Below are 12,810 nucleotides of genomic sequence, written 5' to 3' on the forward strand. Positions count from 1 at the left end.
ATGGAATCGATCGTCTAGTTTGGCACCACGTGGAGCATGAGAATGACCACCGGCGAGCGGAAGAAAATCGTTTCGGCTGCAACTCTCTAATCGGCGATTTTTTCTACTTTGAGCCATTGCCGCGCAATAACCGTCCCTGCTCGGTCAACCACTTGGCGCGCGCGAGGTGACTCTGGTATGCGCGGCGCGCACGATCCGGCTCGCGCTCCGCATCGATATGCAGCACTACCCAGGCGACTTCCGTCCACTCAGCCCCTTCGCTGTCAGCCTGCAGGAGGCGAATGTACGTGACGACATGCTGTTCGTCATAGGCCGTCAGAATCTGTTCTGTGGGCGCGGCGTCGGCGACATCGGGATCGAGCGGCGGATTCTTCATAAACTCCATGCCTTAGATTAGACAATTTCTAACACGCAGGCCGGAACAGGCTGAAGTTTAGTCGCGAGACCGGACCTGCACATTTTGTCGAGAATACTCCGTGGTGAAATACTCTTCAAGGACGTGCCCTCTCGCGTATGGACATACGCGAGGTACTTGCAATCAATTTGCGGAAGCTCCGACAGGCGCGCGGTTTGTCCCAGGAGGAATTGGCCCACAGGGCGGATATTGACCGCACCTATATCAGCGCGCTCGAACGAAGCGTCTATGCGGCGGGTATCGACGTTGTCGATCGGTTGGCGCGTAGCCTGGGTGTAGAGGCAGCCGATCTGCTGACTCGTCCCAAGCGAAAGACACGGGACCAGGCCGACTAGCTCATGCGAGCCACTCGGTCCTTTGGCGGGCGCCGGCTGATGCGCACCAGAATGAGAAGCCCCGCCCGGCGGACCGGACGGGGCTTGGTGGGGCGATCTTAATCGCCGTTCTTGCGCGGCCGCGACCAGAGGAGGGTGTAGCCTTCGCCGCCTTCCTCGTCGAACAGGTTCGCGTAGATCGGCGCGTTGAAGGACGGATCGTCGAGCTTGAGCGAGAGATAATCGCGGCCCTCTTCGGAGCGCTTCGACCAGGCTGCCCCAATTTCGGCGCGGCCCAGGTAGATGCGGTGGCTGGGAGCGTTGTCGTTGGAGCGGTTGGTCTCGGCGACGATGCGGACGCCCTTGGCCTGCAAACTCAGGGTGATGATTTCGCCCTGGAAATCGTTGCCAACTTTCTTGAAAGAACCGATGTTAGCCATCTCACTTCTCCTGTTGTGTTTCGAGCCCGCGACCACCGCGGCCTCGATGGCGATCTAGGGGCCGATGACGATCGGCGACGCACCCGCATGGGCCAAAGCGCAGCGGAGGACGCCGTTGTGGCGAGTTTCTTGTCTCGCGAGGAATGGGCGAAGCCCAGGGGAAGAAAGTCGCATCAACGGCGTTGCGGCGCAGACGATCGAGGCGCAGCCGGTCTTCGGCCAGATCAAGCCATCAAAGAGGCCACGTGGTCTGCGTGCTGAACCGCAATCTTGAGGAGAAGTCTGGCGAATCTCGGTTCTGCTGAACAAGAGGTTGGTACGGTTCGGCGCAGAAAGAGAAACTATCTGCCGCAAAGGGCGGTATCGTCCCGGCAGGAATGATCGAGCGCGGCGCGCCGCTCCACCGCAGCTATGTGGGCCAGACAGAAATTGGTAGGGCTCGCTTAAAGCGCTCCCAGGAGAAGCGCTGTTACTTTTCGCTCAAGCTCGACGATCCCTCGTTCAACGTGGCAGCCCTGTGCTACCTTGCTGGACCGATGATGGCGACGAAGCCTCATCACTCATGCGTGGCGGCTGCGAGAACTTGTTGAGGCATATTCCCCGCCACCCCGGCCGACTCCAACGGGCGGGTTTCCGCGAAAGCGGTCAAGCGCGTCCATGCCGTGCCGCCGATGCAAACCGCACCTAGGCAAGCAAAGGCCTCGCGCCAAGCCAGCGAAGGCACCCCGATCTGCGACACGGCAAACACTACATGATAGCCAGCGACGGCGGCGTGAACAGCGAACGCTGTCGCGATCGCGATGCGCAAGACCAAGGACCGAGTAACGGCAACGGCGACCTGACCGAGGACAAGCGTCAGCGCACCACCGGCAGTTCCGAGAAGCAGCGCGCCAACGACACCAGTGCCGGTCTGTGACGCCGTCATCCCGATACTCAGTGCGACGAAAAACGGCAGGCATACGCTGCGAGGGCAAAGATCACCCAGCAGAACAGACCGATACCAAGTATGTTGAGAACAAGCCCAAACGCGAGCATGGTGGTGGCTCCATGTGCATAGATTTATCAATCGCGCCTTCCACCACCACGGCGCAAGTTCTAATGTAGAAATCGGAAACGAGGCGGAGTTGCGGCAGCTGCAACTCCGCTTTGACGCCCTGGATGCGATAAGACGGCGCTCACGCGCCGCCGAACCTCCAAACGGGGATGCCGAGCCGCTTCGCCGAGCGAAGCGCAACTGAACGCAGACGAGATTTCCGCAACCAACTCCTCAAACGCGTACTTCCTGGTTCCATAGCTGCCCGACAAGTCGCGGTTGAGACGTGAGGGATGGCCGCTGGCATGCGCCAGCTCATGCAAGGCCGTTCGATGCCAATTGATCGGCTCGAAATAGGCTTGCGGTGGGGGCACCTGCACATAGTCTTCCGTCGGCAAATAGAAGGCGCGGTTGCCGCCGATGCGGAAGTCGATGCCGGTCGCCTCGATCAAGTATTCGACCTGCGGCTCGATCAGGCCTGGCGGCGGAGGCGGCGCCGTCGTCGCGATCTCTGGAGGCAGGCCGTCGCATTGATCGCTGTTGAAGATCGTGAAGCGCTTGAGGAACGGAATGGCCTGCGCTTCCTCACCGTTCTCGCTCGCGCGGCGCTTTTCGTCGACCGGAACAAAGCGTTCGGCATAGACGAGGGTCGTGCCGCGCTCGCCCTTGCGGACGTGACCACCGAGCGACAGCGCCTGGCGGAATGTAAGCCAGCTCTGACCTGTAAATCCGTGTTCGGTCGCTGCACCCCATAGAATCAAAATATTTATGCCACTGTATGGACGGCCGGTAGCGGCGCTCTTCGGCAACGCCAAAGGCGCCTTCGCGGCCGCCGTGCCCCAAGGCTGCACCCACGGCACTCGGCCAGCCTCCAGCTCGGCGATGATCTTGTTGGTGATGTCGTCATAAAGGCTTCTCCGGTCCTCACCGGTGCGCGCCCGAGGATAATGTCTGGACATCGCGGATCTCCGCGGCGGGCGCCGCGAGCCTCTCTCGCAGCCTGTAACCCGTCACGGCAAAACCGCGCGGCACTCTGACTCTCGCCTCTACATGAAAGAATGCGAAATCTGCGACGCAGCCCGCCTTCTATCGGAAGTTCATGGGATTACGTTGAGCTACCCAGGGCCGCAGGCCCGACCAGGCGTGCGCCAGCGGCGCATCGCCGTAACGGAAAATGGCACCCGGAGAGCGTGAGCATAGCGACCCGAAGGGACACGCGGGTCCGAGTGCAGCGACGAGACCGGTTCAATAGCGGCACCCGGGAACGGGGCAGTGATAGCGGTCGCCGCAGGCGAGCCCCTTTTCCGAGTGCCCCCGGCGAGGAGCTCCGTAGCTCTTGCGCGAGGGATCGAAGCCGCACGGCCGAGACGCAAAGCGGCTCGGTTCACGAGAGCCCGATGCGCCGGCAGCCGCACGCGCTCTGGCCGAGCAAAACTCCGCCAAAACTTGAATCAGCGGATCTAGATTTCCTCGCGCGCGTTCGTCTGCGCGTCATAGATCCTGATCTGAAGCATGGGAAAACGCTTCTTTAGTTCTTCGCCACCTGCCCTGGCGCCATATCTGGTTGCAAATTCGGCCGTCCACTTCAAGCGCGTAACCAGAGGCCGGCAATTCACCGGTAGCTGCAACCATTTCATTTCCATTCTGCAGTGAGGTGATTGGGAATGATGGCTAGCGTGAGTCGCCCAAACCGCGCCAGAGCCACCTGCCCAAGCCCGGTGATTGGCGAACGCGCTGTGGATTGGCGCCTCGCAGGGATCGCTCAAGGATGGGCATTTGCGTCATCCGAACAGGCGGCTTTCCACTTGCGCGGATGCATGCACGATAGAGCCACGGCTCCACATAACTGCCCTTCCAGAGTCCCTGGCCGGTGCGCTCAGCCTCGCGCTGAGCTTCGTGATACCTGCCCTTCGAGTATTGAGGCCAATCCAACGCAAGGCCGTTGCGTACAAGCCATTCAGCGAGATCCTTGCCTGCGACGGAGCAGGTCGCGACCGTGCGGCCATATGGGTCGAGGCTGACTGGAACACAATTGACGGGACGGCGGGCAATGAACGCGTCAAGGTCGTTTGCGGCCTGCGCACCGCAACGATATTGCAAGCTGTCTTCGCCGCGGCACAGCTGGCTGCTCTCCGGTGCGTCGATGCCCCAAAGCCGAATGCGCACTCCATGCATTTCCAGCGTGTCGCCGTCGATCACGCTGGCCTGTCCCACAAAATCATCGGCCAGCGCCACGCTCGACATAATGGCGAGAATCAATCCGACAGAGGTCCGACGCATTCCAATGACCTTGTAGCTATCGCAAATCTCGCACATTGGATTTCGACCGGGCTCTCGAGTGGTTCAGCGCCGGCAGCTTCGCTGGCCGCTCGGGATAGTGAACTCTCTGCCGCGCAGCCAGCATCCCTCGAAGCGAGCCCAGAGCAAAATCGCATCCATCTGCCGAGTGAATACATAAATCCTCCAGACGCCGTCATTCCTGATAACTTCGCCGGTCGCGTTGAATGGCAGGCTGAACCGGCAAAGCGCGTGTTAAATTTCGTCCCAGCGCGCGCCCCTTGGGATGAGGCAAGGGCGCTGCAGCGCCCTTCACCAGACGAGGCGCTGATACCAGACGAGGCTGAAAGTCGTGAGGCGCGACGCGGCTGGTTTTGCACAGGGCGGCGGAACACGTGGACAAGCGCCTGCCCCGACGATTTGGAATCCCTGCTCTGTGTTAGCAGCCGGAACGAATTGAGGGCCGCAAGGATTCGTCGTTCGCGGAGGAGCGATCTTGATGCTGATGACCAAGGAGCGGCGGACGGCGATCCGCACTGTACGAGGGTGGGCCATAGCGGTGCTGCAGGAGGTAGGCGCGATCCGCGAGTGTGAGTACCACGGATGGATGAGGGATCGCGCAGATCCACACGCCCGTGAGCGCGCGTTCGAAATCGCCCGCCAGGATCGGCCATCAGGCCTTTCGCCCGAGGCGGCCACCGGTGCGGTTACCGAGGTCCTGGATTCGATCGGCGATACCTGCCCCGAATGCCCGCCCGAGGTCTAGGCACGCGCTGGACAATCGACGCAGCAAAGATAACTAGCGCGCGAGACGCTTCTCGACGCGCTTCCGGCTGTTGCCGACCTTCTTGACAGCTTTCTTGACCGCTGACGCCGACCGTCCTGTCTTCTTGGACTCGTACCCCAGTTCATACTTTTGCCCGCCGGCCACACGAGCCCGGTCCTGCTTGCGCCCACGCGCTGTCTTCTTCGCTGCCGCCATCGGCTCCTCCTGTCGGATTTGATGACAAACCAACGCAGCAAAGGATTCACGGGTTCCGGAACGATTCAGTTTGAATCAGCTGTTGCGTGGGTGCTTTAGTGGCGCTTCAGCGTGAAAGATCCGCGCCCATCGGCGTAGAGGCGCCGTTGCCCGGCTTCATCGGATCGGCCTTGGCAAGGTGCCGTCCGGCGAATCAAGTTCGGCGGCTACCGGGTCCAGGTCCATTTTGCCAACAGGCGGCCAGGATCTTCACCCGGCGGGGGCACGCTGGACCCACCGCTTCACAAAGGTCGCCCATGATGCCTGGCGCATCAAGGCGACCGCCGCCATCGTCGACGGCGAGATCGTCGTTCCCGCAGCCGAGGGCACTACCGATTTTTCGGTGTTTCTCTGGAGGGACCCGCTGGCATTCACGCGTGGTTGCCGCCACAAAAACTAACCCCGCGCGCGCCGCAAGGCGGCTTCCAATCGCTCCTTCTCCTTATCCCAGCGGACTTGTTCAGTTTGCGATCTTTTCTCAAGAGCCTCGATCTCGGTCTGGATGGCGGCCGCCCGCTTCGCGTGCTCCTGCTCGGCTTTGGCCAACGCAGCCTGTGCCTTGTCGACCGCCTGCTGACGGCGTTCACGCTCCTTCTGCCTGGCGGCCTCTTCCCTCGCTCGTTCACGTTCACGGCGCGCCTGCTCCCGTTCGTAGGCGAGAGCGGCCTTCCGCTCCGCAGCCTTGTTGACGGGGCGAGAGGAAGGCGTCTTGGTCTTCGGGCCTTTCGACTTGCGGGCGGCTTTCGTTGGTCCGCCGCCGCCAAGATTGGTGGGCAGCTCGGCATGTTCGCTGAAAGGCCGGTCAGTCCCAACCGGGCGCCTGAGAACGACGCCAGGCTTTGCCAAGGTCGCGGCGATGACGTCCGGATCGTGGCTCTCCTTCGCCGCGCCCTGATGGAAGAGATTGCTGTCGGCACCCCACGCTTCCAGAGCCGCCTTCATGGATGGCGCCGCGATGGCCTGATCGAAAAAGCCCAGCGAGGTCTGATAAGTTTTCAGTTTCCTGGCCATCTGTCTGATCCGCCCTCCCCGATCGATCGTCAACGTCGCGCACGTCACGGCGCCTGCGGAACATGACGCGGCCTCGTAGCGTTCCCTAATCCTTGAAGGACTTCCATGCATTTCGGAACGCGCTCTTAAGGATTGACCTCGGATGAGCCGGACGTCGACCCTCCCCAAGCGCCTGCAGCCGATGCTTGCTACGCTCACCGACGCGCCATTCGACGACCCCGGCTGGGTTTTCGAGGACAAGTACGACGGCTTCCGGATGGTCGCGGAAATCCGGCGGGGCGAGGTTGCGCTCTACAGCCGCAACGGCAAGATCATCAGCCGCAGTTATATCGAGGTCGCCAAAACGCTGGAGGGCGTGAAGGGCGACGCCGTAATCGATGGTGAACTCATCGCGATCGGTAAGGACGGCCTCTCGCATTTCCAGCTGCTTCAAAACGCGCTGCGTCATGAGGCGAAGCTGCTGTATTGCGCCTTCGATCTCATGTTTGAGAACGGAGTGGACTTGCGCAAGCAGCCTCTTCTCGAGCGCAAGAAGCGCCTGAAGGCAATTCTGCCGCGCGACAAGCTGATCGCCTTCAGCGCTCACCGTAAAGGGAACGGCACGAAATTCTTCGCCGAGGCCGAGCGGAACGGTCTCGAAGGCATCATGGCGAAGCGCGCCGACAGCGCGTATGCGTCCGGTAGCCGGACCTCGGATTGGCTGAAGATCAAGACGGCAAAGCGGCAGGAAGTGGTGATCGCCGGCTTCACGGCGCCCAGGCGCACCAGGCCGTTCTTCGGCGCCCTGGTCCTCGCCGTGCGGGAAGACGACGCCTGGCGCTACATCGGACATGTCGGCACTGGCTTCAGCCACAAGGTCCTGGAAGACCTCCATGCCAAGCTGGTGAAGCTGACGGCCGCTAAATCACCCTTTCCTGCCAAGGTGAAGGACGAGGCCGTCACGACTTGGGTCAGGCCCTCGATGGTCGCCGAGGTCAGATTCGCGGAGTGGACGAGCAAGGGCGAACTGCGCCAGCCCGTCTACCTCGGGCTCAGATCCGACAAGCGGGCGAAGGATGTCGTGCGCGAGCGAGAACGTCCGCGCAAATAGCGCTTCCCTTCGGGCGTAACCGGCAGGCGGAACGAATTAAGGCATTCGCCTCCTCCGCTGTGAATTCCCTCCGCGCTGGTGCGCTCAGTCGCCTTCAAGGTCGTGGATTTCCGGTCGCATGCCCTCAGGCGTGACTTCGAGCGTCGCAAGCGTGATCGGCAGCTTGAAGCGCCGCGGTCTGACCCAGTGTGATCCAGCACACGGAACGATGGGCCGATGAGTCCTATCGTCCAATCATCGAACGGCAATCAAGCGGTTCGAATTGACCCAGAAAGGACTACTCCCATGTTTCGCTCCATCCTCATCGTCTCCGCCGCCGTCCTCTCACTCACTGCTTCGAGCGCGTATGCTGGCAACTCCTCTTCCATCGTGCAGAACGGCAACGGCAACGCGGCCGAAACCTTCCAGAAAGGCCGCAACAACGACAGCCAGGTCATTCAGTTCGGCAACGGCAACGGCGCTGGCATCCATCAGGTCGGCCGCAACAACAACGCCGGCATCGGCCAGAGTGGCGACGGCAACTACGCTGGTGTGTGGCAGCGCCGCCACTGATCACCTGATCTCGCTTCGCGCGGAAAGGAAACGTGACGGACCCGTCCCTCACATTCCTTTCCGCCCCGCGAACCTCGAAAGGAGAAACCCGTGAGAAAGCTTCTGTTTATCACCAGCGCCGCGCTGGCTCTGGTCTCCGCTCCGGCTTTCGCCGGCGGCATCACCGCTTGCGTGCACGCCCGGACCCAGATCGGCAACGGCGCCAGCGACAGCGTCAGCCAGAACTGCCAATACAACATGAACGGCCAGGTGCAAGCCGGCAACGGAATGTCGGCCGGCGCGCGGCAGTCCGGAACCAGCAACACGTCGAGCCAGCTTCAGCTCGGCGACAATAACTCGACCCGCCTCAGCCAGCACGGCCGTGACAACAGCGCCGGCGCCATGCAGGTTGGAAACGGCAACCGCGTCAAGGTCAATCAATGGTAAGGTTGTCGGCCCTATCGGCCGGAGCCGCACGGCGGTTGGGCGGGTCCCCTCGCCCAACCCGCTTTCATGACAGGAGGAACAGATGAAGCGGATCCAATGGTCGGGCTTCGTGTTTGCCGGAGCCCTGGTGGCTGCTCTCGCGAGCGCGTCATTGCGGGCCGAGACGACGTCCGTGAACAACGGCAGCAATTCGGCCAACATCACCCAGAGCGGCGATCCATCGAAGACCGAGAAGCGGGTGGACACCCGTCCCGGCTATACGCATATCGAGCAGCACAACGGCGGCAACTCGGCAACAATCATCCAGCGATCGACGCCCGGCTCGCCCAATCCGACCGAGTCCGAAGGTAGCAAGACCCCGAATGTGCCGACAGCGCCGGACGAAGCCGATGGCGACAATGAGCGCGATCCCGCGCTCACCGACTCAGATGTCTATCGGCAGATCCGCAAAGGCGCCTCGCCGCAATCGCAGCAGACCCTGGACAATCTGATGAAATCGCTGGGTTTGCAGAAGAAGATGTAACGGTTCCGGCGCCAGCCAGGACCGCCGCGATCGGAAACCGCGCCGGCCTATCGCCGGCCGCGGGTTTTCGCGTCGTGTCATCGGCAGCGACGCTTGCGCCGAAAGATTTCAGCGGTTGTCACCCCACTGCAACAGGCAGCCGGACCCGATTGAGCTAATGTGCCGCTTTATCGGCAGATTTGACCGCATCCTTTTTAGGCGGGACGAGGTGGGGCGATGGGAAGCAAATCAGCCGACAAATCATTACTTCGACAAAGGTGGCGGCTTGGATATGCGCTCGGGGCGGCCGCCATCGCGCTGCTGGCCGAACCGGCAAGTGCACAGACCGGCTTCATTGATACGAACGGCTACGGCTTTGTATCGCTGAATGGTCCGATCGTCGTGAATCAGGCGTTCGGGCCCGGGCAGAATATCGCCGGCATAGTTCAGTTGGCGCCTAATCCGTTGGCGACCGTGACCCAAAGCGGCTTCTATAACCGCGCCGCGATCATCCAGGTCGACACCACCAACACCGCCACGATCACCCAGACCGGCGATTTCAGCCACGCTTATGTCATCCAGGTCGGCCCGACCAACGCCTCGGCGGTCGCGCAGACCGGCAATGACGCATCGGCGATCGTGATCCAGCTCGCGGCCTCGCCGATCGCGGCACTCGGCACCGGCTATCTGGAGCGCGTGGCATCAAACCTGTTATTCGCGCCAGAGACTGCGGCGGCGCTACCGAGCATGGCCCAGCTCGGCGCTCAGGATTTTTCGCGCGACCTGCTTTCGCAACTCGACACCGGCCGCGGACAGGCCTGCGTCGATCAGGCGCCGATTGCGCCAGCGCCGCTGGCCGCCAAGGCCCCCATTGTCAAAGCGCCGATCGCAAATCCCTGCCGGGTCGCGCTGTTCGTGCAGGGCAATTACCATCACGGCGACCACGTCGACGCGTTCGGCTCGACCAAATACAGCTACGATTCGGGCGGCGTGCTGGCCGGGGCAAAATTCTACCTCACGCCGAACGTCACGGTCGGGCCGACCTTCGGCTACACCCGCACCGCTGCGGATTTCAAGCAGGGGCTCGGCTCGACCAACCTCGACTCCTATCATCTCGGCGGCTTTTTGGCCTACGACACCAGCGAGCTCTTCGTGCATGCGGTCGCGGCCTACGGCTGGAACCGGTTCGACATTTCGCGCACCGGATTTGTCGCGCCGATCACCCCAAAGGTCGACGGAAACACGACCGTCGCCGCGATCAAGGCGGGGTACTTGTTTGACGTGGGCGTCGGGCGTCTGGGCCCGATCGGCGGCTTCACCTATTCGGATACCCATGTGAACGGCTATTCGGAGACAGGCGATCCGTCCCTGACTCAGACGGTCGGAAGCCAGTCGCTGCAGTCGGCCGTAATAAGCGGCGGCGTTCGCTTCCAGCCCCGGTTTACCGCCCTCGGTGCACGCGCCGACAGCTTCCTCGACGTCACCGTGGAGAAGGATCTGCGCGATTCGATGCGGGTATTGCAGACGACGTTCACGCTGGCGCCCGGCGTGCCCATCTTCACACCGGTGCGTCCGTTCAGCGACACTTATGTCCGTATCGCCGGCGGCATTGGCTACGATTTAAGACCCAATGCGCGGCTCACCGTTTCGGCCGAGGGACTGGTCGCCGATCGCGGCGCCAACAGTGTCGGAGTGAACGCCGGGTTGCGCTTCGGCTTCTGAAGGCTGGCGGGCTCGGCACAATCATGGGGCCGATCTATCTGCTCGATCGCTCCACACCGTGCGACCATTATTTAGATACTTCCCGCCGGGGCGCGGCCTATTTGCCGCCGCCGCGAGCAGGAGTATATTGGATCATGGCTGTCAGTTCGCCCGATCTGAAAGCATTCTTGCTCGCCACGCCTTTCTTCGGTGGCCTGTCAGACGCAAGCCTCGATCTCCTGATCCCAATGCTGGTCGAGCGGCGCTTCGACGGCGGTGCCACGGTCGTGGCGGAAGGAGAACCGGGACGCTCGATGTTCATCGTTCACTCCGGCAAGCTCGTGGTGAGCAAGCTCGCGGGTTCGCGGCGCACAATTCGCATGGCGGGTTTGGAGCCCGGTGATTTCTTCGGCGAAATGACGCTCCTCGAAATGCAGAATCGATCGGCCACTGTCGTAGCGGAGAGCCCAACGGTGCTGTACGAGCTCACGGCGCGGACACTCTACATGTACTACAAAGCCGACATTTACGCGTATGTGTTGGTGATGCAGAACATCAACCGCGAGCTTTGTCGGCGGCTCCGCCGCGCCGACAATCGCATTACCGAGATGCAGATGCTTCAAGCGAAGCAATAATGACGTACGTTCGCGGGCGCCCCATGGATCAAGAAGGCGACCGATATCGTCAGTTTCGTTCTCAAGACGCTGAAATCAAGATCCTGGCTCTGCTCGACGAGCCGACGTCACACGTCGAAGTACTTATCTTCGACATCGAACGACAACTCCAATAGTCCCGGCGGTGGACGGCATCGCAGTTGCGTCAATTACGCCCCGCTGCTCTCGTTATCACAAGCTGCTTGCTGACACGTTATTGGTCGCGGCCGCGCGCCTCTCAATCCGGGTGATCCGGAGAGCAGTCGGCACATTTGAAACCAACTTGCAGCGGCGCCACCGATAACCGGTGGCGCCGCTCGCTTGTCCGCGCGCAGAGCGCGCCTGCGGCACGCGACAACCCGCGACCAACTTTCCCATCGCGTGCCGGTCACTTGCCGAACAAGAAAACCCGCGGCGGAAGCGGCTGGGGATTGAGAGCAACCCGGTCGATGGCAGACATGAAGTGATTGTGAAATCCGCTTACAAGAATGATACCGCCCGCAACGCGGTCGAGGTCATCGAGGGTCAAAGCTTTGTCTTTGTTGGTAGCTGAATCGGTCATGGCAATTTCCTTTCGTTGTTGAGCGCGGCCCGATGCCGCGTGGTGCGACATTGCTTGATATGACCTAACTTGTTTGTGGCCTAGATCACTCTGGACCTCGCTGGAGAGGTGGTCTCCTGCGACGTCCTTCAGGACGTTCTCTCCGTCGAAGATTCCTCATCGAGATGAAATCTCTGGGGGCGCTCGACCCCGCAAGCCGATAGAGGACTGCTTTGCGTCCCCTTCAGCCTTGTCGAGCGCGGGCGCGGAAGGTCCGGGAAGGCCGAGCCGGCAAGACACTTCCGCGTCTTCTCAATTGACCGAATGGCAATGCAACATCCTCAACAAACGACTGAACCGCTCACCCGCCGCGGTTACGTGATCCATGATGCCGATGTCGAGTTCATCCCGCGAAAGCGCAGTCCCGTCCAAGAGCCTGTCCGTTGCGGGCTGCCGGGTCGCCCGCAAGCGATCGGCGAGGAACACGGCGAGCGCGCGATAGAAGCGCGAGCCGAAGCTTTCGTCGTGCTCCAGCTTCTCCAGCAGTTGCCGTTTGTCGAGAAATAGGGCGAGGCCCTCGCCACGGGTGGTGATCGTGGCCGATGGTGGTGCCGAATCAACGAGAGAGACCTCGCCCACAATCTCGCCAACGCCCATGCGCGCAACGTCGCCATAGCCCCTTGCCGACACTTGCAACTCGCCCTCCAGTAGCAGGATCAGCGAGTCGGACCTGCCGCCCTCCTCGATGAGAACCTCGCCATCGCTCAGGCGCCGGCATGTTCCGTTCTTAGCCATCCATTCGATATCGCCGTCGGTCAACAGGCCAAAGATGTA

Annotated in this window: 17 protein-coding genes and 1 pseudogene; 10 read left to right on the top strand and 8 right to left on the bottom strand. The window is 61.6% G+C overall.

The features are described 5' to 3' along the window. Positions 1-103 precede the first annotated feature (103 nt). The gene (locus tag FXV83_RS00575) at positions 104-376 is read right to left on the bottom strand and encodes a DUF2285 domain-containing protein (RefSeq protein WP_148736744.1); all 273 of its coding nucleotides are present in this window, start codon (positions 374-376) and stop codon (positions 104-106) included. Positions 377-513: 137 nt separating this feature from the next. Here FXV83_RS00575 and FXV83_RS00580 point away from each other — a divergent pair, with 137 nt between their 5' ends. Further along, entirely contained in the window at positions 514-750 is a 237-nt protein-coding gene (locus FXV83_RS00580) for a helix-turn-helix domain-containing protein (RefSeq protein WP_148736746.1), read from the top strand. A 98-nt stretch (positions 751-848) separates the two neighbouring features. Here the strand turns inward: FXV83_RS00580 and FXV83_RS00585 are convergent, their stop codons facing one another. Further along, positions 849-1,169, bottom strand: a complete 321-nt coding sequence (locus FXV83_RS00585; RefSeq protein WP_148736748.1) for a DUF736 domain-containing protein — start codon at positions 1,167-1,169, stop codon at positions 849-851. Between the two features lie 350 nt (positions 1,170-1,519). Here FXV83_RS00585 and FXV83_RS43760 point away from each other — a divergent pair. Beyond that, positions 1,520-1,675 (top strand): annotated as a pseudogene (locus tag FXV83_RS43760) (DUF736 family protein); the annotation flags it as partial. A gap of 245 nt (positions 1,676-1,920) precedes the next feature. Continuing rightward, positions 1,921-2,085, top strand: coding sequence for a hypothetical protein (locus FXV83_RS45330; RefSeq protein ID WP_187435560.1), 165 nt, complete (start codon positions 1,921-1,923; stop codon positions 2,083-2,085). Between the two features lie 179 nt (positions 2,086-2,264). Here FXV83_RS45330 and FXV83_RS00605 read toward each other — a convergent pair whose 3' ends face one another. Continuing rightward, positions 2,265-3,161, bottom strand: coding sequence for an ArdC family protein (locus FXV83_RS00605; RefSeq protein WP_235939270.1), 897 nt, complete (start codon positions 3,159-3,161; stop codon positions 2,265-2,267). 712 nt (positions 3,162-3,873) lie between these two features. Beyond that, positions 3,874-4,461, bottom strand: a complete 588-nt coding sequence (locus FXV83_RS00610) for a thermonuclease family protein (protein WP_430648921.1) — start codon at positions 4,459-4,461, stop codon at positions 3,874-3,876. A gap of 517 nt (positions 4,462-4,978) precedes the next feature. On the opposite strand from FXV83_RS00610, the gene FXV83_RS00615 reads away from it, so the two are divergent. Next, a complete protein-coding gene (locus FXV83_RS00615; protein ID WP_148736750.1) occupies positions 4,979-5,245 on the top strand; it encodes a hypothetical protein in 267 nt (88 codons plus the stop codon). A 33-nt stretch (positions 5,246-5,278) separates the two neighbouring features. Here FXV83_RS00615 and FXV83_RS00620 read toward each other — a convergent pair whose 3' ends face one another. Further along, positions 5,279-5,461 (bottom strand): DUF3606 domain-containing protein, encoded by a 183-nt coding sequence (locus FXV83_RS00620; protein ID WP_148736752.1) that lies wholly within the window; start codon positions 5,459-5,461, stop codon positions 5,279-5,281. 435 nt (positions 5,462-5,896) lie between these two features. Then, on the bottom strand, positions 5,897-6,511 hold the full coding sequence (locus FXV83_RS00630; RefSeq protein ID WP_148736754.1) for a cell envelope biogenesis protein TolA: 615 nt from the start codon (positions 6,509-6,511) through the stop codon (positions 5,897-5,899). Between the two features lie 142 nt (positions 6,512-6,653). Here FXV83_RS00630 and ligD point away from each other — a divergent pair, with 142 nt between their 5' ends. The 6 genes from ligD (at position 6,654) to FXV83_RS00665 (ending at position 11,417) form a co-directional block, all read left to right on the top strand. Then, positions 6,654-7,601, top strand: coding sequence for a non-homologous end-joining DNA ligase (gene ligD, locus FXV83_RS00635; protein WP_148736756.1), 948 nt, complete (start codon positions 6,654-6,656; stop codon positions 7,599-7,601). A gap of 285 nt (positions 7,602-7,886) precedes the next feature. Beyond that, positions 7,887-8,153 (top strand): hypothetical protein, encoded by a 267-nt coding sequence (locus FXV83_RS00645; RefSeq protein WP_187435561.1) that lies wholly within the window; start codon positions 7,887-7,889, stop codon positions 8,151-8,153. 90 nt (positions 8,154-8,243) lie between these two features. After that, the gene (locus tag FXV83_RS00650) at positions 8,244-8,579 is read left to right on the top strand and encodes a hypothetical protein (RefSeq protein WP_148736760.1); all 336 of its coding nucleotides are present in this window, start codon (positions 8,244-8,246) and stop codon (positions 8,577-8,579) included. A gap of 82 nt (positions 8,580-8,661) precedes the next feature. Then, complete coding sequence (locus FXV83_RS00655) at positions 8,662-9,102, top strand: hypothetical protein (protein WP_148736762.1); 441 nt, start codon at positions 8,662-8,664, stop codon at positions 9,100-9,102. Positions 9,103-9,318: 216 nt separating this feature from the next. Further along, a complete protein-coding gene (locus FXV83_RS00660; protein WP_148736764.1) occupies positions 9,319-10,803 on the top strand; it encodes an autotransporter domain-containing protein in 1,485 nt (494 codons plus the stop codon). Between the two features lie 134 nt (positions 10,804-10,937). Further along, positions 10,938-11,417, top strand: coding sequence for a Crp/Fnr family transcriptional regulator (locus FXV83_RS00665; RefSeq protein WP_148736766.1), 480 nt, complete (start codon positions 10,938-10,940; stop codon positions 11,415-11,417). A gap of 406 nt (positions 11,418-11,823) precedes the next feature. On the opposite strand, the gene FXV83_RS00670 is transcribed toward FXV83_RS00665, so the two are convergent. Both FXV83_RS00670 and FXV83_RS00675 read right to left on the bottom strand, forming a co-directional pair. Further along, complete coding sequence (locus tag FXV83_RS00670) at positions 11,824-11,997, bottom strand: exonuclease V subunit gamma (RefSeq protein ID WP_148736768.1); 174 nt, start codon at positions 11,995-11,997, stop codon at positions 11,824-11,826. Positions 11,998-12,288: 291 nt separating this feature from the next. Beyond that, on the bottom strand, positions 12,289-12,795 hold the full coding sequence (locus FXV83_RS00675) for a cyclic nucleotide-binding domain-containing protein (protein WP_235939271.1): 507 nt from the start codon (positions 12,793-12,795) through the stop codon (positions 12,289-12,291). Positions 12,796-12,810: the final 15 nt, after the last annotated feature.

The organism is Bradyrhizobium hipponense (genome assembly GCF_008123965.1).
GTDB lineage: Bacteria > Pseudomonadota > Alphaproteobacteria > Rhizobiales > Xanthobacteraceae > Bradyrhizobium > Bradyrhizobium hipponense.

Coding starts and splice junctions, on each gene's coding strand:
- FXV83_RS00575 (WP_148736744.1), bottom strand. CDS start 376: ATGAAGAATCCGCCGCTCGATCCCGATGTCGCCGACGCCGCGCCCACA.
- FXV83_RS00580 (WP_148736746.1), top strand. CDS start 514: ATGGACATACGCGAGGTACTTGCAATCAATTTGCGGAAGCTCCGACAG.
- FXV83_RS00585 (WP_148736748.1), bottom strand. CDS start 1,169: ATGGCTAACATCGGTTCTTTCAAGAAAGTTGGCAACGATTTCCAGGGC.
- FXV83_RS45330 (WP_187435560.1), top strand. CDS start 1,921: ATGATAGCCAGCGACGGCGGCGTGAACAGCGAACGCTGTCGCGATCGC.
- FXV83_RS00605 (WP_235939270.1), bottom strand. CDS start 3,161: ATGTCCAGACATTATCCTCGGGCGCGCACCGGTGAGGACCGGAGAAGC.
- FXV83_RS00615 (WP_148736750.1), top strand. CDS start 4,979: ATGCTGATGACCAAGGAGCGGCGGACGGCGATCCGCACTGTACGAGGG.
- FXV83_RS00620 (WP_148736752.1), bottom strand. CDS start 5,461: ATGGCGGCAGCGAAGAAGACAGCGCGTGGGCGCAAGCAGGACCGGGCT.
- FXV83_RS00630 (WP_148736754.1), bottom strand. CDS start 6,511: ATGGCCAGGAAACTGAAAACTTATCAGACCTCGCTGGGCTTTTTCGAT.
- ligD (WP_148736756.1), top strand. CDS start 6,654: ATGAGCCGGACGTCGACCCTCCCCAAGCGCCTGCAGCCGATGCTTGCT.
- FXV83_RS00645 (WP_187435561.1), top strand. CDS start 7,887: ATGTTTCGCTCCATCCTCATCGTCTCCGCCGCCGTCCTCTCACTCACT.
- FXV83_RS00655 (WP_148736762.1), top strand. CDS start 8,662: ATGAAGCGGATCCAATGGTCGGGCTTCGTGTTTGCCGGAGCCCTGGTG.
- FXV83_RS00660 (WP_148736764.1), top strand. CDS start 9,319: ATGGGAAGCAAATCAGCCGACAAATCATTACTTCGACAAAGGTGGCGG.
- FXV83_RS00665 (WP_148736766.1), top strand. CDS start 10,938: ATGGCTGTCAGTTCGCCCGATCTGAAAGCATTCTTGCTCGCCACGCCT.
- FXV83_RS00670 (WP_148736768.1), bottom strand. CDS start 11,997: ATGACCGATTCAGCTACCAACAAAGACAAAGCTTTGACCCTCGATGAC.